Annotated in this window: 24 protein-coding genes; 17 read left to right on the top strand and 7 right to left on the bottom strand. The window is 67.1% G+C overall.

The genetic code is table 11. The features are described from left to right. Positions 1-200 precede the first annotated feature (200 nt). From VEA62_RS01500 to VEA62_RS01470, 7 genes are all read left to right on the top strand, one after another. Complete coding sequence (locus VEA62_RS01500; protein WP_349255660.1) at positions 201-287, top strand: potassium-transporting ATPase subunit F; 87 nt, start codon at positions 201-203, stop codon at positions 285-287. Positions 288-300: 13 nt separating this feature from the next. Then, a complete protein-coding gene (gene kdpA / locus VEA62_RS01495; protein ID WP_324817475.1) occupies positions 301-2,010 on the top strand; it encodes a potassium-transporting ATPase subunit KdpA in 1,710 nt (569 codons plus the stop codon). A 15-nt stretch (positions 2,011-2,025) separates the two neighbouring features. Then, positions 2,026-4,095, top strand: a complete 2,070-nt coding sequence (gene kdpB / locus VEA62_RS01490) for a potassium-transporting ATPase subunit KdpB (protein WP_324817473.1) — start codon at positions 2,026-2,028, stop codon at positions 4,093-4,095. A 14-nt stretch (positions 4,096-4,109) separates the two neighbouring features. Then, on the top strand, positions 4,110-4,859 hold the full coding sequence (locus VEA62_RS01485; protein WP_324817470.1) for a TorF family putative porin: 750 nt from the start codon (positions 4,110-4,112) through the stop codon (positions 4,857-4,859). Positions 4,860-4,871: 12 nt separating this feature from the next. Next, on the top strand, positions 4,872-5,450 hold the full coding sequence (kdpC, locus tag VEA62_RS01480) for a K(+)-transporting ATPase subunit C (RefSeq protein ID WP_324817468.1): 579 nt from the start codon (positions 4,872-4,874) through the stop codon (positions 5,448-5,450). An 85-nt stretch (positions 5,451-5,535) separates the two neighbouring features. Beyond that, positions 5,536-8,133, top strand: a complete 2,598-nt coding sequence (locus VEA62_RS01475) for a DUF4118 domain-containing protein (protein ID WP_414641780.1) — start codon at positions 5,536-5,538, stop codon at positions 8,131-8,133. A 6-nt stretch (positions 8,134-8,139) separates the two neighbouring features. Beyond that, positions 8,140-8,829 carry a response regulator transcription factor gene (locus tag VEA62_RS01470; protein ID WP_324817463.1) on the top strand — a complete coding sequence of 230 codons (690 nt, stop codon included), beginning with the start codon at positions 8,140-8,142 and terminating at the stop codon, positions 8,827-8,829. A gap of 201 nt (positions 8,830-9,030) precedes the next feature. Here VEA62_RS01470 and VEA62_RS01465 read toward each other — a convergent pair whose 3' ends face one another. Both VEA62_RS01465 and VEA62_RS01460 read right to left on the bottom strand, forming a co-directional pair. Next, positions 9,031-9,630: an NADPH-dependent F420 reductase gene (locus VEA62_RS01465; RefSeq protein WP_324817461.1), complete on the bottom strand. Its 600-nt coding sequence runs from the start codon at positions 9,628-9,630 to the stop codon at positions 9,031-9,033. 18 nt (positions 9,631-9,648) lie between these two features. Then, on the bottom strand, positions 9,649-10,383 hold the full coding sequence (locus VEA62_RS01460; protein ID WP_324817459.1) for an SDR family NAD(P)-dependent oxidoreductase: 735 nt from the start codon (positions 10,381-10,383) through the stop codon (positions 9,649-9,651). A gap of 193 nt (positions 10,384-10,576) precedes the next feature. On the opposite strand from VEA62_RS01460, the gene VEA62_RS01455 reads away from it, so the two are divergent. The 6 genes from VEA62_RS01455 (at position 10,577) to VEA62_RS01430 (ending at position 17,090) form a co-directional block, all read left to right on the top strand. Beyond that, the gene (locus VEA62_RS01455) at positions 10,577-11,473 is read left to right on the top strand and encodes a LysR family transcriptional regulator (RefSeq protein ID WP_324817456.1); all 897 of its coding nucleotides are present in this window, start codon (positions 10,577-10,579) and stop codon (positions 11,471-11,473) included. Between the two features lie 236 nt (positions 11,474-11,709). After that, complete coding sequence (locus VEA62_RS01450) at positions 11,710-12,522, top strand: hypothetical protein (protein ID WP_324817455.1); 813 nt, start codon at positions 11,710-11,712, stop codon at positions 12,520-12,522. Positions 12,523-12,749: 227 nt separating this feature from the next. Then, positions 12,750-13,937, top strand: coding sequence for a hypothetical protein (locus VEA62_RS01445; protein ID WP_324817452.1), 1,188 nt, complete (start codon positions 12,750-12,752; stop codon positions 13,935-13,937). A 453-nt stretch (positions 13,938-14,390) separates the two neighbouring features. After that, positions 14,391-14,849, top strand: coding sequence for a FixH family protein (locus tag VEA62_RS01440; protein WP_324817449.1), 459 nt, complete (start codon positions 14,391-14,393; stop codon positions 14,847-14,849). After that, positions 14,849-16,042: a cytochrome-c peroxidase gene (locus tag VEA62_RS01435; RefSeq protein WP_324817446.1), complete on the top strand. Its 1,194-nt coding sequence runs from the start codon at positions 14,849-14,851 to the stop codon at positions 16,040-16,042. Before VEA62_RS01440 ends, VEA62_RS01435 begins: the two co-directional genes overlap by 1 nt. Next, complete coding sequence (locus VEA62_RS01430; RefSeq protein ID WP_324817443.1) at positions 16,029-17,090, top strand: GlxA family transcriptional regulator; 1,062 nt, start codon at positions 16,029-16,031, stop codon at positions 17,088-17,090. The genes VEA62_RS01435 and VEA62_RS01430 overlap by 14 nt, the downstream gene beginning before the upstream one ends. Here the strand turns inward: VEA62_RS01430 and VEA62_RS01425 are convergent. Together VEA62_RS01425 and VEA62_RS01420 are read right to left on the bottom strand one after the other, a co-directional pair. Then, positions 17,080-17,712 (bottom strand): DJ-1/PfpI family protein, encoded by a 633-nt coding sequence (locus VEA62_RS01425; protein ID WP_324817440.1) that lies wholly within the window; start codon positions 17,710-17,712, stop codon positions 17,080-17,082. The two genes, VEA62_RS01430 and VEA62_RS01425, sit on opposite strands and share 11 nt — an antisense overlap. 280 nt (positions 17,713-17,992) lie before the next feature. Then, complete coding sequence (locus VEA62_RS01420; protein WP_324817437.1) at positions 17,993-18,850, bottom strand: DJ-1/PfpI family protein; 858 nt, start codon at positions 18,848-18,850, stop codon at positions 17,993-17,995. Between the two features lie 194 nt (positions 18,851-19,044). Between VEA62_RS01420 and VEA62_RS01415 the strand changes: the two genes are divergently transcribed. Next, positions 19,045-19,452, top strand: a complete 408-nt coding sequence (locus VEA62_RS01415) for a hypothetical protein (protein WP_324817434.1) — start codon at positions 19,045-19,047, stop codon at positions 19,450-19,452. Positions 19,453-19,540: 88 nt separating this feature from the next. Then, positions 19,541-20,308 (top strand): AraC family transcriptional regulator, encoded by a 768-nt coding sequence (locus tag VEA62_RS01410; protein WP_324817431.1) that lies wholly within the window; start codon positions 19,541-19,543, stop codon positions 20,306-20,308. A 76-nt stretch (positions 20,309-20,384) separates the two neighbouring features. On the opposite strand, the gene VEA62_RS01405 is transcribed toward VEA62_RS01410, so the two are convergent. Further along, positions 20,385-20,678 carry a hypothetical protein gene (locus VEA62_RS01405; protein ID WP_324817428.1) on the bottom strand — a complete coding sequence of 98 codons (294 nt, stop codon included), beginning with the start codon at positions 20,676-20,678 and terminating at the stop codon, positions 20,385-20,387. 584 nt (positions 20,679-21,262) lie between these two features. Here VEA62_RS01405 and VEA62_RS01400 point away from each other — a divergent pair. After that, positions 21,263-21,814, top strand: a complete 552-nt coding sequence (locus VEA62_RS01400; protein WP_324817425.1) for a GNAT family N-acetyltransferase — start codon at positions 21,263-21,265, stop codon at positions 21,812-21,814. Between the two features lie 495 nt (positions 21,815-22,309). Then, positions 22,310-23,329: a type II CAAX endopeptidase family protein gene (locus VEA62_RS01395; RefSeq protein ID WP_324817424.1), complete on the top strand. Its 1,020-nt coding sequence runs from the start codon at positions 22,310-22,312 to the stop codon at positions 23,327-23,329. Between the two features lie 282 nt (positions 23,330-23,611). Here the strand turns inward: VEA62_RS01395 and VEA62_RS01390 are convergent, their stop codons facing one another. Both VEA62_RS01390 and VEA62_RS01385 read right to left on the bottom strand, forming a co-directional pair. Next, positions 23,612-24,505, bottom strand: coding sequence for a hypothetical protein (locus tag VEA62_RS01390; protein WP_324817422.1), 894 nt, complete (start codon positions 24,503-24,505; stop codon positions 23,612-23,614). Then, positions 24,505-25,338 carry a hypothetical protein gene (locus tag VEA62_RS01385; protein ID WP_324817420.1) on the bottom strand — a complete coding sequence of 278 codons (834 nt, stop codon included), beginning with the start codon at positions 25,336-25,338 and terminating at the stop codon, positions 24,505-24,507. Before VEA62_RS01385 ends, VEA62_RS01390 begins: the two co-directional genes overlap by 1 nt. Positions 25,339-25,348: the final 10 nt, after the last annotated feature.

The raw sequence follows: 25,348 nt of genomic DNA, 5'->3' as shown, positions 1-25,348 counted from the left end.
GTCTGCTGGCGCCAGATCTTTACGCCGGCCTTATGCCGGGCGACCCAATCCGAATGGCCCGCTTACGGGCTTGAGGCGTCTTCTGCCGCTCTGAACTGAGCCGGAGGCGTCGGCATGACCGATCTGATTTTTCTGGCGTTGGGCGGCGGGGCGTTTGTCGCCTTCGCCGCTTTCGCCGCTGTCCTGAAGCGGGTGTGACGATGCTGATCGCCATTCTCTGGGGCGTCGGCGCGGTCGTCGTCACCGGCTACATGATCGCGGCGCTGCTGCGCCCCGAGCGGTTCTGACGGAGCCGCTGTCATGAACATCCAAGGATGGGCGGAGATCGCCCTGACGATCGGCCTCGCCGCCCTGATCGGCTGGCCAATAGGCATCTACATGTCGCGCGTCTGGAATGGCGAGCGGACCTGGCTCGACCCGGTGTTAAAGCCGGTCGAAGGCCTGTTCTACCGCGCCGCCGGCGTGAACCCGGCGCACAGCCAGGGCTGGCTCGGCTATACGGGCGCCCTTCTGGCGTTCAACGCGGCGGGCTTCTTCCTACTCTACGCCATCCTGCGGCTGCAGGGCGGCCTGCCCCTGAATCCGCAGGGGTTCGAGGGGCTGTCGCCGCATCTGACCTTCAACACCGCCGTCAGCTTCGTCACCAACACCAACTGGCAGTCGTATGGCGGCGAAACGACGATGTCGACGTTGACCCAGATGACCGGCCTGACGGTGCAGAACTTCCTCTCGGCCGCCACTGGCGCGACCTTGGCCGCCGCCCTCGCGCGGGCGTTCGTCGCCAATCGCGGCGAGGGGGTCGGCAATTTCTGGGCCGACATGACCCGCACCACCCTGTGGGTGCTGCTGCCCCTGTCCATCGTTCTGGCTTTGGTGCTGGTCGGCCTGGGCGTGACCCAGACCCTCGCCGCCTCGGCCACGGCGACGGGGCTTGAGGGCGGGTCTCAGACCCTGTCCCTGTTCCCGACCGCCAGCCAGCTGGCCATCAAACAGCTCGGCATCAACGGCGGCGGCGTCTTCAACGTCAACTCGGCGCATCCGTTCGAGAACCCGACGCCGCTGACCAATCTGATCACCGCCATCTCCATCAATGTGCTCGGCTGGGCCGCCTTCTTCGCCTTCGGCCGCAGCGCGCTGGCCCGGAAGGATGTGCGGGCCCTCGCCGTCGCGGCCCTGGTCCTGCTCAGCCTCTCGGCCGCCGCCATGTACGCCATCGAGACCCAGCCGGCGCCCGCCCTGGTCGCGGCCGGGGTCGACGCCTCGGCCAATATGGAAGGCAAGGAAGTCCGCTTCGGGGTTCCGGCCTCGGTCGCCTGGGCGACCATGACCACCGGCGCCTCAAACGGCTCGGTCAACTCCATGCACGCCAGCTACATGCCGCTGGGCGGGGGACTGCAGATCTTCCTCATGCAACTCGGCGAAATCCTGCCGGGCGGGATCGGCTCCGGGATCGCCGTCATGGTGATCATGGCCCTGCTGGCGGTCTTCATCGCCGGGCTGATGGTCGGCCGCACGCCCGAATATCTCGGCAAGAAGATCGAGGCGCGGGAGGTCCAGTACGCCATGGTGGCCGTTCTGGTCCTGCCGCTGGCCATCCTCGGCTTCTCGGCCGTGGCGGCGGTGCTTCCGACCGCGCTGGAAGGTTTGTTGAACGACGGCCCGCACGGCCTGTCGGAGATCCTCTACGGCTACACCTCTGCGGCCGCCAACAACGGCTCGGCCTTCGCCGGTCTGACCGCCAACTCGCCGTGGTGGAACACGACCCAGGGTCTCGGGATGTTGTTCGGCCGCTTCGTGCCCGCCGTCGCCGTCCTGGCCATCGCCGGCAGTCTGGTCGCCAAGCCCAGGCTGGCGCCGAGCCCCGGCACCCTGCCGACGCACGGGCCGCTGTTCATCGGCCTTCTGATTGGCGTGATCGTCATCCTCGGCGGGTTGCAGTTCTTCCCCGCCCTCGCCCTTGGCCCCCTCGTCGAGCATTTCCAGATGCTGGGCGTCGTCGCCGGGCTCTGATCCGGATACCCTGACATGACCTTCGCAAACCCCGAGCACCTGGGCGAAACCCGCCGGGCCGCTCCCCTGGCTGGCGGCCTGTCCGGCCCGATGCTGGGCCGGGCGGTCGGCGACGCCTTCGTCAAGCTGGACCCGCGTCGCTTGCTCCGAAACCCGGTGATCTTCACAACCTGGATCACAGCCCTGCTGGCGACGGCTTCAGCCATCGCCGTCGTCGTCGCCGGCGAGGCCGCCGGCTTCGCCTTCCAGCTGGCGGTCTGGCTGTGGGCCACCGTGCTGTTCGCCAATATCGCCGAGAGCGTCGCCGAGGGGCGCGGCAAGGCGGCGGCGGACTCCCTTCGCGCCACCCGCGTAACAACCAAGGCCAAGCTGATCGTTGATCCGAAGACCGGCCTGACGGTGCCGACACCCGCGCACGAACTGGAGATCGGTTCGATCGTCCTGGTCGAGGCGGGCGACGTCATCCCTTCGGACGGCGAGATCGTCGAGGGCATCGCCTCGGTCAACGAGGCCGCCATCACCGGCGAAAGCGCGCCGGTGATCCGCGAAAGCGGCGGCGACCGTTCGGCCGTCACCGGCGGCACCACCGTGGTGTCGGACTGGATCAAGGTGCGCATCACCTCCGCCCCGGGCTCGACCTTCCTCGACCGCATGATCTCCATGGTCGAAGGCGCCAACCGCCGGAAGACGCCGAACGAACTGGCCCTTTCCGTGCTGCTGGCGGGCCTGACCCTGGTGTTCCTGATCGCGGTCGTGACGCTGGTGGGGCTGGGCGCCTATTCCGGCGTCGATCTCGACCCCATCGTGCTGGGGGCGCTGTTCATCACACTGATCCCCACGACCATCGGGGGGCTGCTGTCGGCCGTCGGCATCGCCGGCATGGACCGGCTGCTCAAGGTCAATGTGCTGGCCACCTCGGGCCGCGCGGTTGAGGCGGCCGGCGACGTCGACACCCTGCTGCTCGACAAGACCGGCACCATCACCTTCGGCAACCGCATGGCTGTCGAGGTGATCCCCGTGCCCGGCGTGCGGCCCGAGGCCGCCCTGCGCGCCGCCGTCATGGCGTCCCTGGCCGACGAGACGCCCGAGGGCCGCTCGATCATCGAACTGGGCCGCAACGCCGGTCTGTCGGTCGATCTACCCGAAGGCGCCACGGCCATCCCCTTCTCGGCGACCACCCGGCAGTCGGGCGTGGATGCGGGGGGCAAGTCGTGGCGGAAGGGCGCGGTCGACGCTGTGCTGAAGTCGCTGGACCTGACCGAAGCCCAGGCCCCGGCCGAGTTCCGTCAGGCTGTGGATCGGATCGCCCGCTCGGGTGGCACGCCGCTGGCGGTGGTCGAGAACGGCGTCCTGGTCGGGATCATCCACCTGAAGGACGTGATCAAGCCCGGCATGAAGGAGCGGTTCGCCGACCTGCGCCGCATGGGCCTGCGCACCGTCATGATCACCGGCGACAACCCCGTGACCGCCGCCGCCATCGCTTCCGAGGCGGGGGTCGACGACTACCTCGCCGAGGCCACGCCCGAGGACAAGATGCACCTCATCAAGGCGGAGCAGGCCAGGGGCCGGCTGGTCGCGATGTGCGGCGACGGCGCCAACGACGCCCCGGCCCTGGCCCAGGCCGACGTCGGCGTGGCCATGCAGACCGGCGCCCAGGCCGCGCGCGAGGCCGGCAACATGGTCGATCTGGACAGCGACCCGACCAAGGTCATCGAGATCGTCGAGGTCGGCAAACAGCTGCTGATCACGCGCGGGGCCCTGACCACCTTCTCGATCGCCAACGACGTGGCCAAGTATTTCGCCATCATCCCGGCGATGTTCGTGGTCGCCCTGCCGGCGCTGGGCGCGCTCAACATCATGGGCCTGCACAGCCCCGAGAGCGCCATCCTGTCGGCGGTCATCTTCAACGCCCTGGTGATCGTCGCCCTGATCCCGCTGGCCCTGCGCGGCGTCAGATACCGCGCCATCGGGGCCGGGGCCCTGCTGTCCCGCAACCTGCTGATCTACGGCCTCGGCGGCCTCGTCGCCCCGTTCGTCGGCATCAAACTCATCGACGTCGTCATCTCCGGCCTCGGCCTGGCGTGACCAGAGAGATCTCCATGACCCGCAAATCCCCCTTCAAGGCCGGCGGCCGCAACGACCTCTGGTCCGCCGGCGCCTGTCTGGTCGCCCTCGCCGTCTGGGGAATCGCCTCACAGGCCGACGCCCAGACGGTCGCCGAGCCTTCCAGCCCTTCGATCGCCTGGAACGTCGCCATCGGCTCCGACTACGTCTTCCGGGGCGTCAGCCAGACCGGGGAGGACGCCGCGATCTCGGGCGGCGTCGATCTGACCCGCGGAACCTTCTACGCCGGCGCCTGGGCCTCCAACGTCGCCTTCCCCGGAGATCCGGCTGCCAGGGCCGAGATCGATGTCTATGCCGGCGTACGCCCCGAGTTCGCGGGCTGGGTCTGGGACCTCGGCGCGGTCGGCTATTTCTACACCGGCCAGCCGAACGGCGCGGACTATGACTATGTCGAGGCCAAGGTCGCGGCCTCACGCGCCATCGGCCCGGCCACCCTCGGCGCCGCCGTCTACTGGTCGCCCGACTTCTTCGGCGCAGCCGAGGACGAGGCCGCATACGTCGAGGCCAGCGCCGCCGTCTCGCCCGCCGACAGATGGACGGTCTCCGGCGCCGTCGGTCGCCAGGTCCTGTCCTCGGACTTCGACTACACGACCTGGAACCTGGGCGTGGCCCGGAAGCTGACCGACAACCTCGCTCTCGATGTCCGCTATCACGACACCGACGCGCACGACTTCGGCGACATCCACGGCAGCCGCGCCGTGGCCTCGCTGAAGGCCGCCTTCTAGAGGACGACGCCCATGCTCCGCCAACTCCGCCCCGCGATCGTCATGATCGCCCTGTTCACCCTCCTGCTTGGCGTCGCCTATCCGCTTGGGGTCACCGGAATCGCTCAGCTCGCCTTCCCGTCACAGGCGGACGGCAGCCTGATCCGCGACGCGGACGGCCAGGTCGTCGGCTCGGCCCTGATCGGCCAGCCGTTCGCTGGGGCGCGCTATCTGCACCCGCGTCCTTCAGCTGCCGGCGACGGCTATGACGCCTCCGCGTCTTCGGGCTCGAACCTCGGTCCGCTCAACGCCGATCTGGCCGAGCGCATACAGACGGACGCCGACGCCATCCGGGCCGACACGGGCGCGACGGTCCTCCCCGCCGACGCGGTGACCACCTCCGCCTCTGGCCTCGACCCCCACATTTCTCCGGCCTACGCTCGCCTGCAGGCGGCGCGCGTGGCGCGGGCGAGGAGGGTCGATGTGACGGCGGTGCAGCAGCTGATCGACCGCAACACCGAGGGCGCCTTCCTCGGCTTCATCGGCCAGCCGCGCGTCAATGTGCTGCTGACCAACCGGGCGCTCGACGCCCGCTTCCCCGCCGCGACCTGACTTGCCGGAGACGCCGCCCCCTCCCGATTCCTCGAAGGTCGCCGCGAAGCGACCGAAGCGCGGTCGGCTGAAGGTCTTCCTCGGCATGTCGCCGGGGGTCGGCAAGACCTATGAGATGCTGCGCGCCGCCCGACGCCGGAAGGCCGAGGGCGGCGACGTCGTTGTCGGGGTGGTCGAGACCCACGGCCGGCGCGAGACCGAGAGCCTGCTGCGCGGCATGGAGGTGATGCCGCGCCGACCCATCGACTACAAGGGCCGCGCCCTGATGGAGTTCGACATCGACGCGGCGCTGGAACGCAAGCCGGGCCTGCTGCTGGTCGACGAATACGCCCATTCCAACGTCCCGGGTTCGCGCCACCCGAAGCGCTGGCAGGATGTCGAGGAGATCCTGTCCGCCGGCATCGACGTCTGGACCACGCTGAACGTCCAGCATCTGGAAAGCCTGTCCGACGTGGTGCTGCGCATCACCGGGGTGCGCCAGCGCGAGGCCGTGCCTGACAGCGCCCTGAGCCGGGCCGACGACATCGAGGTCGTCGACATCACCCCCGACGAACTGCGCAAGCGGCTCGCGGAGGGGAAGGTCTATGTACCCGAGACAGCGCGCCTGGCCTCGGACAACTTCTTCAAGGTCGAGAACCTGACCGCCCTGCGCGAGATGGCGCTGCGGCGGGCGGCCCAGACCATCGACGACCAGCTTGTGGCGACCCTGCGCGAACGCGGGGTCGAGGGGCCGTGGGCGGCGGGCGAGCGCATTCTCGTTCTGGTCGGGGGCGACACCATGGCCGCGTCGCTGGTGCGCGCCGGTCGACGCCTGTCCGACATGATGATGGACGCGCCCTGGACCATCGCCCACGTCGAGCGCCCCAACCGGCCGGTCTCCGGTCCCGAAAGCGCCGCCCGATTGGGCCAGGCCTTCATGCTGGCCGAGCAGCTTGGGGGGCGCACCCTGGTTCTGACCGGCGACGACGTGGTCAAGGCGGTAATGGATCACGCCCATCGCAACAACGTCACCCAGATCGTCATCGGCAAGGGGCGGGACAGCCGGATCAACGAGCTGCTGGGTCGGTCGCTCGCCGCCGGACTGCTGCGTTCGGCCAGGGGGGTGGCGATCCATATCGTCACCGAGCCCGGCGGGGCGCCGGTCGGCCGCGCGGAAAAGGACCGGCCGGTCACGGCCCCGACGCTTCACTGGCGCGGCTATGCAGTGGGCGCAGGCTTCATCGCCGTCGCCACGGCCCTGGCCCTGTTCCTCGACCGCGCCTTCGAACGGGTCGATCTGGGCGTGGTCTATCTCTCCGCCGTTCTCGCGGCGGGCGTCCTCTTCGGCCTGCGCCCGGCGCTGGCCGCCGCCACGGTCGCCTTCCTGACGTACAACTTCCTCTTCCTCGAGCCGCGCTACACCTTCCTGATCGGCTCGCCGACCGACATCCTGACCCTGATCGTCTTCTGGGCGGTGGCGCTGGCGACCGGGAGTCTGGCGGGACGGGTGCGGGACCAGGCGCGCAACGCCCAGAGACGCGCGTCCGCGGTGTCAGCCCTGCTTGCCGCCAGCCAGGCCCTGTCGGCCGCCGAGGATCGCCTCGAGACAGCCAGGGTTCTGGCCGAGCAGACCGCCGCCGCCGCCGGGGCCAGGACGATCGTCCTGCTGCCCGGTGACGGCGACATCACTCCCGTCGCGGGCGCTCCCGAACTGGAGACGCTGGGCGCCGCCGCCATGGCCGCCGCCCGGTGGGCATGGGAACGCGGCGAGCCCGCCGGTCACGGCACGGGGACGCTCCCGCAGACCAGTTGGACTTTCCGGCCGTTGCAGGGCGTCCGCTCCCGCTCCGGAGTAGCCGGGATCGAGGCGGACGCCCTCGCGCCCGGCTCGGACGAGGAGCGGCTGGCCTTGGCGCTGCTGGAACAGGGCGCGGTCGCCCTCGAACGCGCCCAACTGGCCGGCGATGCCGTCGAGACCGAGACCCTGCGGCGCACCGACCGCTTCCGCGGCGCCCTGATGAACTCGGTCAGCCACGATCTGCGCACGCCGCTGTCGACCGTGCTCGGGGCCGCGACGACCCTGATCGACTATGGCTCCACCCTGAAACCGGAGGTGCGCAAGGATCTGCTGCTCAGCATCCGCGAGGAGGCCGAACGCCTCAGCCGCTACGTCGGCGACCTGCTGGACATGACCCGGCTCGAAGGCGGGGCGCTCAACATCAAGGCCGACTGGACCGATGTGCGGGACGTCCTCAACGCGGCGGCCGGGCGTGTGTCGCGCCGCCTCGGCTCCCGCCGGCTAACCCGCGACTTTCCCGCCCAGCTCAGCATGGTCAGCCTGGACCAGGGGCTGCTGGAACAGGCGCTGGTCAACATCCTGGAGAACGCCATCGCCTACAGCCCCGACGGCTCGACCATCGAACTGGCGGCCTATGAGGACCGGGGCTCGGTGGTGATCAGCATCGAGGACGAGGGCAAGGGCATTCCCACAGCCGAACTGGAACGGGTGTTCGACAAATTCCGCCGTATGGAGGAACAGCCCGACCGCTCGAAGGGCGCCGGCCTCGGCCTCGCCATCGCCAAGGGGTTCGTCGAGGCCATGAACGGCCGCATCGCCGCCGCCAGCCCGATCCTGGACGACCACGGCACCCGCATCCTGATCAGCCTGCCCAAGTCAATCGCCACCCATCCGGACCTGCTATAGAGCCCCATGTCGGCCGCCAGACCCCGCATCCTCGTCATCGACGACGAGCCGCAGATTCACCGTTTCCTGTCGCCCGCGCTCGACGCCGCAGGCTACGAGCCGAAGCGCGCCGACAGCGGCCAGGAAGGCCTGCGCGGCATCGCCCTGTGGAGCCCCGACGCCGTGGTCCTCGACCTCGGCCTGCCCGACATGGACGGCAAGGTTGTGCTGGTCCGGGCCCGCGAGTTCTACACCGGCCCGATCATTATCCTGTCCGCCCGTGATCGCGAAGCCGAGAAGATCGAGGCGCTGGATCTGGGCGCCAACGATTATGTCGAAAAGCCCTTTGGCGTCGGCGAACTGCTGGCCCGCATACGCGCGGGCCTTCGCCAGACCGCCGATCCCGCCCCGCCCCGGGGGCCTGTCGTCGCCGGCGACGTGACCATCGACCTGGACCGCAGGCTGGTGACGCGTTCTGGCCAGCCGGTGCGCCTGACGCCCAAGGAATACGACCTGCTCGGCCACCTCGCGCGACATGCCGGCAAGCTGGTCGGTCATGCCGACCTGCTCACCGCCGTCTGGGGCGCGGCCCATGCCGCCGACACCCAGTATCTCCGCGTCGTCATCGGACAGCTTCGACACAAGCTGGAGACCGACCCGGCGCAGCCGACCCTGATCCTCACCGAACCCGGCGTGGGTTACCGACTCCAGGTATAAGGGCGCGCTGAACGTCCGCTTCACGCAGCGGCGGGAGTGACCGCATCTGGCGCGGAGCCGAATTCACAAAAGTCTCTAAGGCCGGCTGGGTGAGGATATCGAACCCCGTTGGTGTTTCCGGATTTTGGATTTGTGACTCGTCTACCCGGAATCTTGCGGGCCGACCCGGTTAACAGACAGCCTTGCATGGACCGCAATCCGTTACTGCTCCTTCTTGAACAGGTCCTGGAAGATCAACTGGCCCCAGGTGCGGTCGCGTGCGTGCACCAGCGCGCCACCCTCGTTGAGCCTTCCCAGCTCGACGGGTGCGAACCCGAGTTGTTTGGCCAGGGCCGCCACGGGAGCGATCGCGCCCTCGTCGTCGCTGGACAGGAAGACGACCCGGTGGCCGCCCTCGACGATCGGATTAGTCGCCAAGGTGGCCGCAAGCAGGTGATTGAACCCCTTGACGAACCTGGCGCCGGTGAACGCCTTCGCCACGACGGCGGAGGACGGGAGGCCGCCCAGCTCTTCAGGGACTGGAAACAGGTTCATCGCGTCGATGACTGTCTTGCCTTCCCAGCTCGGCAGCGCCCTCGCGACATCTTGGTGCGCGTCGAAACGCACCGCCAGAAAAATGGTGTCCGCCTTGACCGCTTCGCCCAGCGTCCTGGGAATGACCGTGGGTCCGATCGCGACCGCATCGGCTGCGAAGCTTTCCGGGTTGCGCGTGGTTGCGATGGATACTTCGATGCCGTTGCGGGCGAACGCCTTGGCGAGGGCTTGGCCGATCTTGCCGAAGCCGATGATTGCGTGGCTCATAGTCGTCTCCTCAGGTTTTCAGATTTGCGCCAGGCCGCCATCGACGGCGACCTCGCTGCCGGTCATGAAGCTGCTGTCCGACGAGGCGAGGAAGGCCGCCGCCGCCGCGACTTCCGACGGGTCGCCCATGCGCTGGAACGCCGTCATCGAGCCGTAGGCCGCCAAGCCCTCCGCACCGAGCGCTTCCCTCGCGAGTTCGGTCGCCGTCGCCCCGGGCGACAGCACGTTGACCCGGATGCCCGTGCCCTTCAGGTCCTCCGTCCAGGTCCGCGCGAGGTTGCGCACCGCCGCCTTGCTCGCGCTGTAGGCGGTGAACGCCGGGGCGCCTGTCGTGCCGGCGCTGGATCCCGTCAGGATGATCGAACCGCCTTGGCCCATCAGCGGCAGCGCCTTCTGGACCGTGAAGATCGTACCCTTCACATTGATGTCGAAGATTTCGTCGATGTGCTCGGCGGTGATCATGCCGAGCACAAGCTGGCTCCCCACGCCGGCATTGGCGAAAACAATGTCGAGGGTTCCGCGTTCGGCCTTCACCGCCGCGTAGAGCCGATCGAGGTCGGCCTCATTTGAGACGGAGCCCTGGACCGCGCGGGCATTGGGCCCGAGGCCGGCCACGGCGGCGTCGAGCGTTTCCTGCCGGCGGCCGAAGATGACGACGAAGGCGCCTTCGTCGATGAACCGCCTCGCCGCCGCGAGGCCGATGCCGGTCGCGCCGCCGGTGATCACGGCGGTCTTTCCATTCAGTCTGGTCATGGCTGCATCCTTCCTTGTCCGGGGGCGTCCCGAGAGGTGGAAGTGGGCCTGCAGGCACCGGGCGTTGAGTGCGGAAGCACGCATATCGGTGGTGCAAGAACGATCCAGCCAGCCATGAAGATCACGCGTCCGACTGCTGAACGTGCTAGCGACGGGATCTGGACTGAGCGCCCGTGCGGCGTGGAAATGCACCATGATCGACTGGGATGACGTTCGCTTCTTTCTCGCCATCGCGCGGGGAGGCTCGGTGCGGGCCGCCGCCGGGCGTCTCGCGGTGAACCACTCGACCGTGCTGCGCCGCATCGCCCAGCTCGAACGACGCCTGGGGGCACACCTGTTCGAAAAGCTACCTGCGGGCTACCGCCTGACCGAGGCGGGCGAGGAGGTTCTCGAGCTCGCGGAGCAGATGGAAGCGTCGTCACATCAGTTGGAGACACGCGTCTTCGGGCGCGACCAGAGTGTGCGCGGGCTTCTGCGGGTGACCTTGGCGCCGACCTTGGCGACCCACCTGCTTATGCCCGACCTCGCCGAGTTCGCGCGCCTGCACCCGGATATCGAGCTAGACATCCTGTCGTCCGGCGAGCTGGCGAATCTGACCAACCGGGAGGCCGATCTCGCGATCCGCGTGGTCTATGACCGCAAGACCCTGCCGCTCAATCTTCACGGCCTGAAGGGGCCGGAGCTGTTCGGAAGCGTCTACATGGCCCGCACTCGACTGGCCGCGTGGCGCGCGGGGGTGCCGGATCCCGTCCGGTGGATCGTCATTAGCTCTGACGGAATCCAGGACTGGGCCCGCGGTGGCGAGGTTCGCGCGACGGGGGCTCCTTTCAAGGTCACCGACGGCGAGGCGCAGATCATGGCGGTACGGCAAGGGCTCGGGATCACGACCTTGCCGTGCTTCGTCGGAGACGCCGACCCCCTGCTCGTGAGGGCGCCTGGCGCCGACCTACACCTGTACGGAACGCTCTGGCTTCTCACACAGGGGGAGACCCGCAAGACGAAGCGTGTGCGGCTCCTCACCGACTTCGTATCCAGCAGGCTAGCCACTTACGCTCCGCTTCTCGCGGGGCTGTCCAGAACGCGCGACTGACGTCTGGCAGGAAGACGGCGGACCTCGCCTTTCGCGGCGACGCTTTCCGCGGACGGGTGCCGTCGGGAGCCGTCGGGAGCCATGGTTGGCGGGCCTGTTCGAATGTCGCCTTTCCGCACCGGCGCTCAGGTCTGCTCTTGGCGCTTCGCTGCCCTTCGACCACCAAGGGCGACCCACCTGCAGGGTGCGCGCGACCGACGGGCGCCGACGTAACCTTTTCTGTAGCCTCAGGTCCCATGCTGCATGTGTTGGTTCTCGGGCGGATGGTCGTGCAGCTAGACCGGTTGATCTTACAGGTTCTCTCAGCGCTCCTGCTCGCTGCATTTGTCTGCTGCGCCGGAATGGCGATTTTGTCGTTCGGCGCGCTGGCTCTCAGTTTTGCGCCATTCTTCAGATTGTTCGGCCACCCGGATCCCTGGTTCAGTGCGGGCTGGATTGCGGCCGCCGCAGTCCTGTTCGGCGCCCATCGGGTTACACTCCGTCTCATCAGACAGACGAACAGCTATCCCGGCGCAGCGAGCCTTTCGCGACTGGCGACCAGCAAGACCCTCGAAAAACGGACGCCGCAACGGCTCTGGCTGCCCGTCGCCTGGGTGACCGCCATCCTGGCTGTCACACCGCTGCTGGCCTCTCATTCGGTCTGGCCCGGCGTGCTGGGCGGGGCGTTGTTCGTTGCGGCATTCGCCGCTCCGTTGGCCATCGGCGCCTCGCTGGCGATCTGCAGCCGACAAAGCCGGCTCGGGACGCTCAGCTTTGCGGATGTCTTGAAGACCTTTCTGACGGTCGCAGTCCTCTTCGCGTTCGCAACCCCGGCGGTCCTTTCGATCGCAATGGTCGCTTCGTCGTTCATCGCCGCGCCCGTGGCGTCGGACGACAGCCGCCGCCTGGCGGGCGCCGTGCTCGTGCCGATCGGCACGATACTCGTCGGCGCGCCGGTCGGGTTGCTCGTCGGACTTCCGTTGGCGGCGATAGCAGCCCTTGCGGGGAGTCTTGTGGCCTTTCGGCGGACGATCCCCCCGCTGGGAGCCGGCGAGTCGCTGGCGGAATAACCCGGCGATCGGCGCGGGAATCGGCGGACAGGTGATAGGCCGTCCGCTCCCTCCCGGCAGGTCCGCTTTCTGGCGAGGGCGCAAGTCCGCTGGGGGCGCATTAGGGCGGTCGACATCCTCAAACCCTGTGGTTTCATGAGGCGTTGACCCTTTCCGCTTAGGATCGGTCGATGGCCTGTCCCGTGCGAAGCAACTCTCCTGTGCTGTGGTTCGGTGCGGGGGTTCTAATGATCGCAGGCTGCTCTGAGCCGAGCGGCTCGCTCGACCACAACGGGTTGCGCGCATCCGCACAGCTGGTGGCCGACTCGCCGCTCGAGTTGGTCGCTATTCAGGACACAATCTCGCCGGCGCAGCTGGCCGGTTTCATCGGCTACTACGCCCCGGGCCAGAACACCCCCGATCATGAGCTGAGGTGGATCCGGACCGAGACCGGGCCGCTGCGAGAAATCCAGTCGACGATCAGCCGTCATGGAGCATGGGCCCGGAGAGATTGGACCGACAAGGGGTTCACAAACATTGAGGTCATTCACCTCTCGACCGGGATAACGGCTTCCGAGGCTCGAGACGCCGCCGGCGCGGTCGTTGTGTACTCGATCCGTGCGCCTCGACCGGACACGGGGGCCTCGGCCACGTTTGTCGGGCGACCGACAGGTGAACGGCAGGAGCGGCAGGGAGAGCCTTGCGCGGACCATGTCGTCTATTCGGCCGGGCAGGCTCGGCGCATCGCCTGCGTCACGGCCGATGGCATCTCGGTGAGTGAGCACACTGAAGGTGCGAACGGCGAGGCCTGGCCTACGTCAGTCGCTTTCGCGGCCCGATTGATCCGCCGCGCGCTCCCCTCGGACCTGATGCAGCCACCCGGGTTCGATCGGAACGCCTGGCTCGGAGCTCCGGTGGCGGACGCCGCCAGGGACGGGGAAAACTACACAGTTCTACTGGAGGCCCAACAAGGCGGTATTCAGTATCTGATGCGTCGCCGCGGGGGCTGGACTGGCGAAGAAATGCGGAGCCGCGACGGATCCGCGACGATCTGGGCTCAGAACCGCGCCCAGGGGCGCTGGGTGGTCGCTCGGCTCGGCGCCGGCGCGCGACCAGAGGAGGTGACCTATGGCTCACACCTCACCACCGGTCCGGGTGAAGGCGATCCCGTGAAGCTGGACCGGCCGGGCGACACTATCCTGGGGCTGTCCTGCGCCTGGTATGATGTGATGCCGAACGTCGCTGATGCCGGCCGCCTCGAGTGCCGAACATCAAACGGGATGCCTCTACGCATCCAGAAGATCGCACGCGGCTCAATCCGTATCGACGCCGTTGCGACCCGGGTTGATCGTCGGCAATCCGCGACAGCAGATGTGCTGCCGCCTCAGGCTTGGACCTCGCCTCAGCGCTGGGGAGTTCCCCCGCCGGATCGCTAGCGGCACACGGCGTTGTTGCCGCGCTCCGTAACCCTTACCCACCAGCACTCGAAGTCGAGATTCGGGGGCTCCGATTTCGGCCGAGGACTCTGACGTCCGCAACGCGTCGAAGGCGAACGTTCAGCCCCTCACGGCTTGAAGGTCCACTTTCCGGCGGCCAGCCAACGTCCGGTTCTGGCGCTGCTGAGACCTTAAGGGTCAACCGCCGTTCGTGACCAGAACGGTAGGTCGGGGAGTCCGCTTCTTGGCACCGTCGAGAATTCTCCGGCGGTGATCCGGTTGAACATCGGACGCACGTCGACTGGTCAGGCAGGACGAAGGTCAGCCCTTTCGTTCAAGCCAGCATGAATGGACGCAGGCACCCTGCGCGGACATCGCTAAATGATGACCGGGAGAGACTTTCTTGCCCAGTACAGCCTTGCAGTCCGCCCACCACGTCAGGGACGACGCGTGATGTGGCACGAACAGATCGATGGGGCCGAAACCGGCTCGTGGAAACGGTTGCGGACGATCGCGGCCGCGGCGTTTGGTCTGACCCTCGCGGGTGCGGCCGCCGCGGCCACGCAGGTCCGTGATCCCGCGCTGACCCGGACGAGCGAGCAGGGACAATTCCGGGTCCAGATCTCAAGCGACGCCAGTCCAATCCCGATGAGGCGCATCCATAGCTGGACGATCCGATTGGCGGATGACGGGGGGCACAGCGTAGAGCGCGCGACGATCAAGGTCGATGGGGGCATGCCGGAGCACCACCATGGCCTGCCGACCCAGCCGGAGGTCGCCGCAACAGAGACGCCCGGAGTCTACAAGATCAACGGGGTTCGTTTCTCAATGACCGGTTGGTGGGTCTTTAACCTTGACATCGCGACGCCCGACGGCCGGGCGGACACCGTCACCTTCAATGTCACGCTTTGATGCGCAGCCTGTTCTACGGCCTTGTGGCGCTGGGGCTGGTCGGCGCCGCCTCTGCCCCCATGCCTTGGTCGGCGGAGGAGTTGAGCGTTCTCCGAACGCTCTGGATCGGGGCGTTGGAAACGCCGGCGGACCCTTCCAACCGCTATGCAGACAACCCTCAGGCCGCTGAACTGGGTCGGGCGCTGTTTTTCGATCAGCGACTGAGCGCGAACGGCAAGGTCGCCTGCGCCAGTTGTCATGAACCAGATCATTCGTTCACCGACGCTCGGCCGGTGGGGCAGGGGATCGGACAAGGCGGGCGACGAACCATGCCGATCCAGCCCGCGACCTACGAGACCTGGCAGTTTTGGGACGGTCGGGCCGACAGTCTTTGGGCGCAGGCCTTGGGACCGATCGAAAATCCCGTGGAGCACGGCTTCACACGCATGCAGGTCGCGCACCTCATTCAGACTCACTACGGGAGCCGGTACGAGGCGTTGTTCGGGCCGCTACCTGACCTGGCCGACACCCGCCGATTTCCCGAACGCGCCAGCCCCGTTGGCGATACGGGGGCCCGCTCGGCCTGGGCCGCGATGAGTGAAGCGGATCAGGCGCTGGTCAACCGCGTGTTTGCCAATTTCGGCAAGGCGATCGCCGCCTATGAACGCACGCTGGACCTCAAACCGACGCGGTTCGACGATTATGTGGCCGGCCTTTTCGGCGAGGGCCAACCTGTGGAATTGACGACGGACGAAATGGAGGGCCTTCAGCTCTTCATGGGCAAGGGACAATGCCTGCAGTGCCACAATGGCCCCCTGCTGACCAACGGCGGTTTTGCCAATACGGGCGTTCCGCTTGGTGGCGCCGGGGAAGACACCGGCCGGGCCGCGGGGGTGCGCGCAGCGCTCGCGGATCCTTTCAACTGCGACGGCGCCTTCAGCGACGCCAAGGCGGGCGAGTGCGAAGAGTTGGACTATGCGGTCCGGGATGAACTCACCCAGATGCGGGCTTTCAAGGTGCCGTCCCTGCGCGGGGTCGCTCAGCGCGCGCCCTATATGCACGCTGGCCAGTTTGCCTCGCTCGAGGAGGTGCTGGACCACTACGAGCGCGCGCCCCTGGCGCCGATGGGGCGATCGGAAATTCACCCAGTATCGTTCAACCGGATAGAGCGCCGCCAGTTGATCGCGTTTCTCCATACCCTTGACGAACGCTAGCTGCTCGGAGGCCAGTTCACGCGATCAGCAAGCGGGTGTCGCGACGGCAGGCGCCCGTCAGCCTGTCCGCAAGGTTGCGCTCATCGGCTATCCGGGGGTCCAGTCGCTCGATCTGGTGGGCCCGTGGGAAGTGTTCGCCATGGCGAACCGGTTCGCCGGCGCAAAGTGCTACGATACTATGCTGGCCTCGCAGGATCAGGGCGACCTCGTTTCAAACTCTGGCCTGCGAATGAGCTCAATGGCGGCGGTCTCGGAGCTCCCGCTGGGTCTGGACACCATTCTCGTTGGCGGCGGTGATCAGGCGGGTATCGAGGCTGTCTGCAAAACGGGTCTTCCAGGGTGGCTGGCCGACAGACAGGCAGACACGCGACGCATCGGCAGCGTTTGTTCAGGGGCGTTCGTCCTGGCGGCGGCCGGTCTGTTGGCCGGGCGACGGGCGACGACGCACTGGGAAGTCTGCGGCGATCTCCAGGTTCAATGTTCCGACGCCCAGGTCGAACCGGACGCTATCTTCGTCGCCGATCCGCCGATCTACACCTCGGCGGGGGTGACGGCCGGGATCGATCTCTGCCTGTCGTTTGTCGAGGCCGACTGTGGGCCCGAGGTCGCCTTGGCGGTGGCGCGCAACCTCGTCCTGTTCATGCGCCGGCCCGGAGGACAAACCCAGTTCAGCGCGGGCTTGAATGTGCAGTTGGCGGCAAGCCCTCGACTAAAGAAGTTGATTGCCGACGTGATTGCGGAGCCCGCAGGCGATCTGACTCTCCCGGGACTCGCCGACCGGGCCGGCATGTCTGAGCGCACCTTCTCGCGCGTCTTCCAGAAGGAAATCGGCATGACACCGGCCACCTTCGTCGAGGCAGCCCGGGTCGACAGGGCCAAGGCTCTGCTGGAAGCTTCCGACTGGCCTCTCGCACGGATCGCTGAACGATCGGGTTTCGGTAGTCTGAACGCCTTGCATAGGGCCTTCCTGTGCCGCGTGAAGGCGACGCCGGGGGACTATCGGCGGCGCTTCGGTCGACGCGCCTCGGGCGCGGACCTCATGTCCTGAACGGATTGATATCTGGCCTGTCCACGCCGCGTTCGCGCCAGTCGTACTGGATGTAGCGAGCGGTCTCGATCGCGACCCCTTCGCCGGCAAACCGTGAAACCAGATGGAGGGATGCGTCGATCCCGGCGCTTACCCCCGCCGAAGTCAGCAGTCGGCCATTGTCGACCACGCGGGCGCCCGGACGATCGTCGATGCCGGGATCGAGCGCCCGCAAATCGTCCATCGCGTCGACATGAGTGGTCGCGGCCATTCCTCGCAGAAGGCCGTAGGCAGCCAGCATCAGCGAACCGGTGCAGACCGAAAGGGTCGCTTCCGCCGCCTGACTGGCGCTGGTGACGAGCGCTCTCGCATCCGGATCGGACAGCAGTCGTCGCGTGCCGTAGCCGCCGGGCACGACGAGGATATCGGCCGCAGCCAGGTCCTCAGGCGCAGAATGAGGCTGTACGCCCAGGCCGTTGCGCGCCCGGACCGGCTTGCCGTCCAGGGAGACGACAGAGACATCAAACGCGGGGTCGCCGCTGGCGAACCGCGAGACGCCGAACACCTCGAAGGGGCCCGCGAAGTCCAGAACCTCGACGTCGTCGAAGATCAGGATGGCGACCCGTCGCTTTCGTTGAATCATCACAGACCAGCCGACCGCGCATCAGGCTGAACGGCGGGGGCGACGTATTCCATGCCTGTGACGGCGAAGCGACGCGCGGCGGGTCCATAGCGCGCACCCATGTCGTCGATGGCCTGGTCAAGCTGTCCAGCTGCGGGGCCGTCGTCGGCCGGAATGACGAAGCGTCCGCGCCGGTGGGCGCAGTCAGGAATGATACGCAGTCCCCGCGCGGAGGTGACGGCTTCCGGAGCATCTGACGTCGTGGCCACTCGCGCACGATAGCTACAGCTCCACGCACGCTTCAGAGCGCGAGCGCGACCTCGTCGACGCCGTCTGCGACCGGCAACTCAATCGTCTCATGAGTCCAGAAGGCAAGAAGGGAGCCAACGGTGCGAAGGAAGTCGGCGCGGCTGAGATCGTAGTCATCGGTCTGGTGGGCAGGGCCCCAATCGCCCACGCCGAGCCGCAAGGCCGTTTGGCGCGCGGCGTCACGCCCGCCGATCGCCTCGACCAGCGCGAGTGAGGCTGGAATCGATGCGGTCACGCCGGTGGTGGAGATGACGGGGCCATCCTGAACGTAGCGGAGGTCGCGCACCCAGACGGGTTCGGGATCGGCGCGCTCCAGGTCTTTCAATGCACTCCAGTGGGTGGTCGCCCGGCGGCCGTCGAGCAGTCCGGCATGCGCCAGGACCCGAGCGCCCTCGCAAATGGAGACAATGACGGCCCCTTGCGCCGCCTGGGTGAGAAGCCAGGTGATGAGCGCCGCATCGTCGGGCTTCATCTGCGCAGGCACGATGACGATATCGGCCCCCGCAGGTTCGGAGGCGTCAAACTCGGCCAGCGTCTGATCGGCTTCGATGCGGAGAGCCCGAACCAGGCGGACCGGCCCCTCCCGGGTCGAAAGGCTACGAACGTCAGCGACGCCAGAGTCTTTCAGCACGCCGTTGGGCACGATGAAGTCGGTGGTTCCGGCGCCCTGGTTCTCTCCCACCACCACCACCACCAGCGGCCGGGAGCGGCCAGCCCTGGGCGACGGCAGGGTGATCAGGGCCGCAACCGGCGTCGCCAAGGCGGAGGCGGAGGTCAGGGCGCAGGCCGGGCCGACAGGGGAGACGACGAAGGCGGCGACGCACACGGCCGCAAGCAGAACAGGTCGCATGACGTAACCTCGCAACGTTTGGCGGCGCCTATCGCCGCTCATTCACGGGGGAACGTCTAGGTCCGGAAGGTCGGGCGCTGAATGTCATAGGTGTCGCGATTCCCGCCAAAACCGCTCGGGGCGCTTTCGACCCTTGCGTTCAAGATCACGGCTCGTGCCGTGCGTAGGGGAAGGCCTGCAAAGGGAGAGATGACATGCATTACGTAATCGGTGTGGGGCTGGCGCTCGCGGCCGGCCTGTTCATCTGGTGGTCGGGGCTGGAAAAGGATCGGGCGGTGTACCCCGTGATCCTGATCGTTATCGCCATCCTCTACGAGCTGTTCGCGGTTCTGGGCGGCTCGAACGCGGCCCTGCTGTCGGAGCTTGCGCCGACCGCCATCTTCATCGGGGTGTCGGTCCTGGGCTTTCGCACAAGTCTCTGGTGGGTGGTCGCCGGCCTTATCGGGCACGGCCTTTATGACATCTTCCATCCCGCGATCTTCATGAACCCCGGCGTGCCCGTTTGGTGGCCGATGTTCTGCATGGCCTATGACGTCGCGGCCGGCGCCTTCCTCGCCAGGCGTCTGTTGCGCGGTCGCGGGCCGCAGGTTCGGTTCGCCTGATCGGGCAGGGCCGCAGGCGGAACGCGTCTGCGGCGTCCCGTCGCGCACGGACCTTTCAAACAGGCGTCACCAAAGCTAAGCTTTCCGTATGGATGTCTTGGCGCAAACACGTGTTGTGCTGTGGGAAGGCGGCAGCCTGTGGCTGGTCGACGCCGCCCGCTTTGAGGGCGAAACCAGAACCACGGATTTCCACGCCCACCACGCCATTCAGGTGACCCTCAGCCTTGGCGGTTGCTTCCGCCTGGTTGCGGAGGATGATACCAGCTCCACCAGCGATACGGTGGTGGCCGCTGACGCACTGCACCGGTTCGAAGCGGAGGGACGTTTCGCCCTGGTGTTCGTAGAGCCCGAAAGCCGGCTGGGTCGAGCGGTCGCCGCCCGCCATATCGCAGGAACCCTGACCGAGCTTGCGCCATCGCCGGTGCTTTCGGCGGAGCTGGATGCGTTCAGGACATCCGACTGGCGGGCTCCGGACAGCGAGCTCTTGGCGTGGGGGCGCAGGCTGCTGGGAGTGTTGGCGGCGGACGAACGCGCCGAGATTCCCGATTACCGGATCCGCAAGGTGATCGGCTGGGCCAGTGAACGGCTCGATGGGACGCTTAGCCTGGCGGACGCCGTTCCGGTGGCGGGCCTGTCGTCGAGCCGGCTGCGACACCTGTTCGTCGAGCAGACGGGATTGCCCTTCAAGACCTATCTGTTGTGGTTGAGGTTAAGTCGAGCGCTGGCGATCGTGGCGGCAGGATCGCCGCTGACCGCCGCTGCCCATGAGGCGGGGTTTTCGGACTCTGCGCATCTCAGCCGCACTTTCCGGCGGATGTTCGGGGTGGCGCCCACCGCGCTTCAGATGCTGACGTAGGCCTTGTTGCCTCAAGCGAGTAGCCGCGGAACCGCGCCCGTCAGCAATACCAGGAACCCCGCAATCTCGCCCATTATCAGGGCGTAGATGTAAAGGCTGATGACGCGCGAGTGGACCACACGTTGTCCCAGCTGGTGAGGCCGGCGAAGTTGATTGTCCGTGTCGCGCAATATGCCGTGGACGGCATAGGTCCCCACAGCGGAAACGAAGAAGGCCAAGGCACGGCGACTCCGATCAGGTTCACCGGCTCGGGCCACACGCTCAGCCCGGCGAACTGCGCCAGCACCAGACAGGTGAACGCGTACATCAGCGCTGCCCGGTGGCAGATGTCGACATAGGCCGGCGCTTCTCCAGCCTCGCTGGTGATCATCGCCCTGTATTTCCAGACGCCTGTTCCCAAGCCGACCAGAAAAAGGCTGGCGCAACCGATTTGCGCGAGTTGAACAGCAGTGATGTCGGCCCGATCACTCGGATGGGTGAAGGCGTGATAGCCCGGATAAAGAGGGTCGGCCCGTTGGACCGACCCTCATTGGGGCGTTACTCGGACGCGCAGTTCGCGTCGGTCGTGCAGCGGCAGTCGTCGCCGCACTGGCAGTTCGGTCCGCAGGCGCAAGCGCCATCAGCGGCACAGGATCCGCGGACGGACGCCATATCGGCGGCCTGGGCGGCGGCTTGTTTGGGGTCAGGCATCGAAGTCTCCTCAGTTGTGGTTGTCGATGCTCAGGTTCTAGTTCCGGCCTTGCGCCAGTTCTTGAATGCAAGGGCTGATATCCGGAGCGGAGCGGTCGCCACCTGTCGGAGGTCGATCCATCGGACCGAACCGCCGTCCGGGGTCAGCCGCTTCGTTCAAGCCTGCCCGTCGCGCGGCTGATCTTGTGTGAGCCTCAGGCAAGCAGATCTATGCGGCCGTGCAAGGGAAGCGTGAGGTCGCCGGAGCGGCGGCGCGACGAAGCAATGAAGAAACCCCCGCCTGTCCCCATTCTCGAAACTCGCCGCCTGATTCTGCGGCCCCCGATCCTAGCGGACTTTTCCCGTTGGGCGGAGATGATGACGGATGCGGACGCCGCGCGCTTCCTGGGCGGAGTCCAGCCGCCGGAAGCGACCTGGCGCGTATTCATGACCATGGGCGGCGCCTGGAGCCTCACCGGGGTCGGAATGTTTTCGGTCCTGGAACGTGAAACCGGCCTGTGGCTGGGCCGTGTCGGGCCATGGCGTCCCCTGGGATGGCCCGGCAACGAGATCGGATGGGGGCTGCATCCGGGTGCGCAGGGACGAGGGGTGGGCCTAGAGGCAGCGGTCGCCACGATGGACTATGCGTTCGACGTGCTCGACTGGTCGTATGTGATTCACTGCATCGCTCCGGATAATGGTCCCTCCCAGCGCCTTGCCCATCGCCTCGGGTCCACAAGGCTTGGTCCGGCTCAGCTTCCGCCGCCGGGTCGGGAGGTCAGGGTTGATCGCTGGGGCCAGAGCCGGGCTCAGTGGCGCGCGACCTTGAGACGCTGAAGCGAAGCTGGTGGTCGGTGGACGGCCGCTATTGGCGCTGAGGCGTTCCAAAAGGCGTATTGTGGATATCGGGGTGCCTCCACAGTGGGAGGTGGCCATGGGCCAGCCCGATCTGTTCCGCATACCACGCAAACCCTGAAACGCCGGACGGATGACTGGAGCGAAAGCTCCTCTCAAGCCAAGCATATCTGGGCGATCCGCCAGCATTTGAAGTCACTTGGATCGGTCCGGGATCTGGCGATGCTCAACACAGCGCTCGACGCAAAACGCAGGGGCTGCAACCTCGTCAAATTGCGCAGGCCACGACCCTCGCTCTCCTGCGAATAGCCCTTTCGTTCAAGCGCGCTCGGCTGTCCCGGCCCAAACACCTGGCTCCCAGGGTGCGACAACCGACCTCCGGGTGATCTCGCCGCCCAGATCGCGGCGGCGCGCATCACCGGAGCGATGAAGACCCGGACCGCCCCGTCCCCCGGGGCGTCTCCCACGGAGCTTTCCATGAGCACGAAACGAACCTTCCGCGCGGCCGCGACGCGCTTGCTGACCGCCGGTCAAGGGCTTCGGCCTCCTGAACTGGGCGAGCGACGTTTCCTGCATCCAGGACCGGTACGCTGGCTGAGAGCGCTGGCATGGGCCATCGTCCTGTTCTTCTTGATTGCCCTCGCCGCCCTGCCAGTGATCGAGGCGTTGAGCCCTCGCCAGGAGCATGGCGGGCCGGCGGGCCTCATGGCCAATCTCGTCGGGGCGGTCATGGCGGTCGGCGCCTACGCCTTGGCCGTATGGATGGCCGAGGGGCGCAAGCCGTCGGAACTCGCGTTGAAGCCGCTGCTGCCCGAACTGGCCGCCGGCATGCTGATCGGAGCCATGATGTTCGCGGCCGTGATGAGCATCATGGGTGGTTTCGGCCTCTATGAGATTCGCAGTCCGGACGCTGCTCCGGTCTGGACTGCCGCAGGGCGCGCGGTTCAATCGGGCGTGATCGAGGAAGTCATGATCCGCGCCATACTCCTGCGGCTGATCTGGCGCGCATTCGGCCCCTGGATCGCCTTCGCCATCTCCTCCGCGTTGTTCGGATTCGGTCACATCGCCAATCCTGATGCAACCGTGTTTGCGTCGGTCTGTATCGCTTTGGAGGCCGGCGTCATGCTGGGGGCCTTCTACGCCCTGACCGGTCGGATCTGGCTGTCCATTGGAACCCACGCGGCCTGGAACTTCACCCAAGGCTATCTGTTTGGTGCGGCGGTCAGTGGAGGCGACTTCGGGCCGGCGCTGGCCAGCAGCACGGCGCGGCCGGGCCTTCCTGAATGGCTGACCGGCGGCGCCTTCGGCCCCGAGGCTTCGCTGCCTGCCCTGGTCGTCTGCTGTGCAGTCGGAGCGGCGGTAATGGTTCTGGCCTGGCGCATGGGACACTTCGCCCGGGCTGTGACCCGCTGCGAACCAAGTCTCCGGCTGTCGCGTTCGCGGGAACCCGGGAGTCGCACTCCGGGAGTGGGCGAAGGTCCGCTGCCGCCGCCTTGACGACCGGGTCGCTATCGAGGCCGACATTCGAGAGATCCGCGCCTGGGGCGGTGGAGCCGGCCGGACATCCTGTCTGGCGACCCCTTGCGCGACCCACCCCGTCCATCGGCGGGTGTGTTTTTCCGACCGTCCATAGTCGCCGCCGCCGTGAGGAAGAGCAGCGCGCCCCGCAGAGCCATTGTGGTGGGGACGACTGCCGGGCTGAAATGCCTGCTCATGCGAGCCGCAGCACCGCACCCGGCAATGCTCATCGAGCGGCGAAGAGCCGCCGGAACCGGTGGGCTACCGCTCCGGCCCGGAAGTCCCGACCACGACGTTCAGGCCGGATGTGAAAGTCACCCCGGTCAGGTCGGTCGTGACGCCCGGATCGACCGTGTTCAGCCGATAGCCGATCACCTGGCCGTCAGGCAGCCGGATCTCGCCGGTCCTGTCGAACAGCAGGTCGATCTCACCGTCAGCCAAGGCATTCGCCAGGCCTTCCACCGGCACGGTGAAGCCGATCCGGAAACGCGGAAAATGGGCCCGCATCTCGATGCCGATACTGCTCGGGGAGACCAGGGCGAGCCGGTAGCGGAGGGAGCCATCCTCGGTGCCGGCGAGCGTCAGATTGAAGATCGCCGTCGGTGAAGCCTCGCCGGTGACGCCGATGTTCGCCGACGGCAGCCAGCCCGCGCAGGCCGGGCGGTAACTGCCTTCGACCTGGGTGCGGAAATCGAGCCTCAGCGGAGCTGACACGCGAAGACCATCCGCGAGCGGCGCGACGGCGAGACGGTCGATCAGCACGCTGGCGCGGGTCGAATCCTCCTCGTGAATCCGGGCCTCCCAGCCGTCATGATAGGGGCCGAACGGCACTCTGCACTGGTGCCTCCGCTGATCAATGTTCCCGGTCTTGGACGTCTGGCGGAAGGTTATCGTCCTGTTGTCGGTCGGTCCCGATGAGAAGCCCTCAGCCCAGGCGATGATCGGCCGGTAGCGAACGCTGGCGCGGATCGATTCCTCCGTGGCCGAGATCTCGGCCGTGGCCTGCTCGATGCCATTTTCCTGGGCCTCGACGCGACCTGATATCTCGGCGATCTCGCGCTGGAGCCGCTCGTTCGTCCCCGGCAGGGGGAGGGTCTGGCAGGCCGATACGCCGAAGGCTGCAACGGCCGCGGGGATGGCGATCGAGAGCTTCATCAGAGTCCCTCCACATTGGCGAAGATGTGAACACCGTTTCTGAGGAAGACGACGTGCTTGATGCTGATCTGACCGTCGCTCAGCGTGGATGGCGTGGTCAGGTTTCCGGTGATGCTCCCGCGTCCGACGGGAAGCGTAATCGCCCGGGTGGTCCGGGGCGCGCCGATCGAGAAATCATGAGCCAGCGGCAGGGAGATCGCCGGCAACCGATCCGTCACCCGCGCCGCCTCCAGCGTCAGGAGCCGCTGGGCGAACTGGTGGCGGGACAGATCGAAGAAGCCCCACCGCAGGTTCGGAACAAGGCGGGTGGCCACGATCCTCAGGGCGAGTTCGTCAGGCCGCGACAGGTCGCCCTCAAGAAGGAGGCGCGTATCCATCTTCAAGTCAGCCTCGATGCCCGTGCCGAGGTCGCGGGCGGTCGCATCGATACTGACTTCCGGACTTCCCGGCCGAAACGCCATCTGAATGGTCGTCAGGGTGATTTCGATCGGGCGGCCGCCCGCATCGATCTGCACAGTGGCGCCGTTGAAGCCCTCGAGCAGTGACTCGAACGTCGACCGGTGCAGGGAGAGGTACAGGTCGTAATCTTCCGGTCGGAAGAGCGATTGTTGTGCCGCCAGGTTCACCGTGGTCGCGTTCTGCTCGATACGCAGCAGCCGGTCCCGGTCCAGCTCCAGGAGTTGGGTCCGGGTGCTGCAGCCGGCGAGCGAGGCGGCGCAGGCCGCCGCCAGAAGCAGACCGCCCGTCATGGAGCGCCTGCGGCTGACTCCGGCGACGGGTGGACTGCGGCGCACCGTCCGCCGAAATCCGACAATCTCGAGATCCGTGCCCACTATTGCGCTC

It is taken from the genome of Brevundimonas sp., assembly GCF_035627475.1.
In the GTDB taxonomy this organism is placed as follows: Bacteria; Pseudomonadota; Alphaproteobacteria; order Caulobacterales; family Caulobacteraceae; genus Brevundimonas.
The sequence above is the reverse complement of the archived record's forward strand: the minus strand, read 5'-3'. Positions and strand labels throughout refer to the sequence as shown.

What these genes read in the sequence shown, in the direction of transcription:
- VEA62_RS01500 (WP_349255660.1), top strand. Translation starts at nt 201, where the DNA reads ATGCTGATCGCCATTCTCTGGGGCGTCGGCGCGGTCGTCGTCACCGGC.
- kdpA (WP_324817475.1), top strand. Translation starts at nt 301, where the DNA reads ATGAACATCCAAGGATGGGCGGAGATCGCCCTGACGATCGGCCTCGCC.
- kdpB (WP_324817473.1), top strand. Translation starts at nt 2,026, where the DNA reads ATGACCTTCGCAAACCCCGAGCACCTGGGCGAAACCCGCCGGGCCGCT.
- VEA62_RS01485 (WP_324817470.1), top strand. Translation starts at nt 4,110, where the DNA reads ATGACCCGCAAATCCCCCTTCAAGGCCGGCGGCCGCAACGACCTCTGG.
- kdpC (WP_324817468.1), top strand. Translation starts at nt 4,872, where the DNA reads ATGCTCCGCCAACTCCGCCCCGCGATCGTCATGATCGCCCTGTTCACC.
- VEA62_RS01475 (WP_414641780.1), top strand. Translation starts at nt 5,536, where the DNA reads ATGTCGCCGGGGGTCGGCAAGACCTATGAGATGCTGCGCGCCGCCCGA.
- VEA62_RS01470 (WP_324817463.1), top strand. Translation starts at nt 8,140, where the DNA reads ATGTCGGCCGCCAGACCCCGCATCCTCGTCATCGACGACGAGCCGCAG.
- VEA62_RS01465 (WP_324817461.1), bottom strand. Translation starts at nt 9,630, where the DNA reads ATGAGCCACGCAATCATCGGCTTCGGCAAGATCGGCCAAGCCCTCGCC.
- VEA62_RS01460 (WP_324817459.1), bottom strand. Translation starts at nt 10,383, where the DNA reads ATGACCAGACTGAATGGAAAGACCGCCGTGATCACCGGCGGCGCGACC.
- VEA62_RS01455 (WP_324817456.1), top strand. Translation starts at nt 10,577, where the DNA reads ATGATCGACTGGGATGACGTTCGCTTCTTTCTCGCCATCGCGCGGGGA.
- VEA62_RS01450 (WP_324817455.1), top strand. Translation starts at nt 11,710, where the DNA reads ATGCTGCATGTGTTGGTTCTCGGGCGGATGGTCGTGCAGCTAGACCGG.
- VEA62_RS01445 (WP_324817452.1), top strand. Translation starts at nt 12,750, where the DNA reads ATGATCGCAGGCTGCTCTGAGCCGAGCGGCTCGCTCGACCACAACGGG.
- VEA62_RS01440 (WP_324817449.1), top strand. Translation starts at nt 14,391, where the DNA reads ATGTGGCACGAACAGATCGATGGGGCCGAAACCGGCTCGTGGAAACGG.
- VEA62_RS01435 (WP_324817446.1), top strand. Translation starts at nt 14,849, where the DNA reads ATGCGCAGCCTGTTCTACGGCCTTGTGGCGCTGGGGCTGGTCGGCGCC.
- VEA62_RS01425 (WP_324817440.1), bottom strand. Translation starts at nt 17,712, where the DNA reads ATGATTCAACGAAAGCGACGGGTCGCCATCCTGATCTTCGACGACGTC.
- VEA62_RS01420 (WP_324817437.1), bottom strand. Translation starts at nt 18,850, where the DNA reads ATGCGACCTGTTCTGCTTGCGGCCGTGTGCGTCGCCGCCTTCGTCGTC.
- VEA62_RS01415 (WP_324817434.1), top strand. Translation starts at nt 19,045, where the DNA reads ATGCATTACGTAATCGGTGTGGGGCTGGCGCTCGCGGCCGGCCTGTTC.
- VEA62_RS01410 (WP_324817431.1), top strand. Translation starts at nt 19,541, where the DNA reads ATGGATGTCTTGGCGCAAACACGTGTTGTGCTGTGGGAAGGCGGCAGC.
- VEA62_RS01405 (WP_324817428.1), bottom strand. Translation starts at nt 20,678, where the DNA reads ATGATCACCAGCGAGGCTGGAGAAGCGCCGGCCTATGTCGACATCTGC.
- VEA62_RS01400 (WP_324817425.1), top strand. Translation starts at nt 21,263, where the DNA reads ATGAAGAAACCCCCGCCTGTCCCCATTCTCGAAACTCGCCGCCTGATT.
- VEA62_RS01395 (WP_324817424.1), top strand. Translation starts at nt 22,310, where the DNA reads ATGAGCACGAAACGAACCTTCCGCGCGGCCGCGACGCGCTTGCTGACC.
- VEA62_RS01390 (WP_324817422.1), bottom strand. Translation starts at nt 24,505, where the DNA reads ATGAAGCTCTCGATCGCCATCCCCGCGGCCGTTGCAGCCTTCGGCGTA.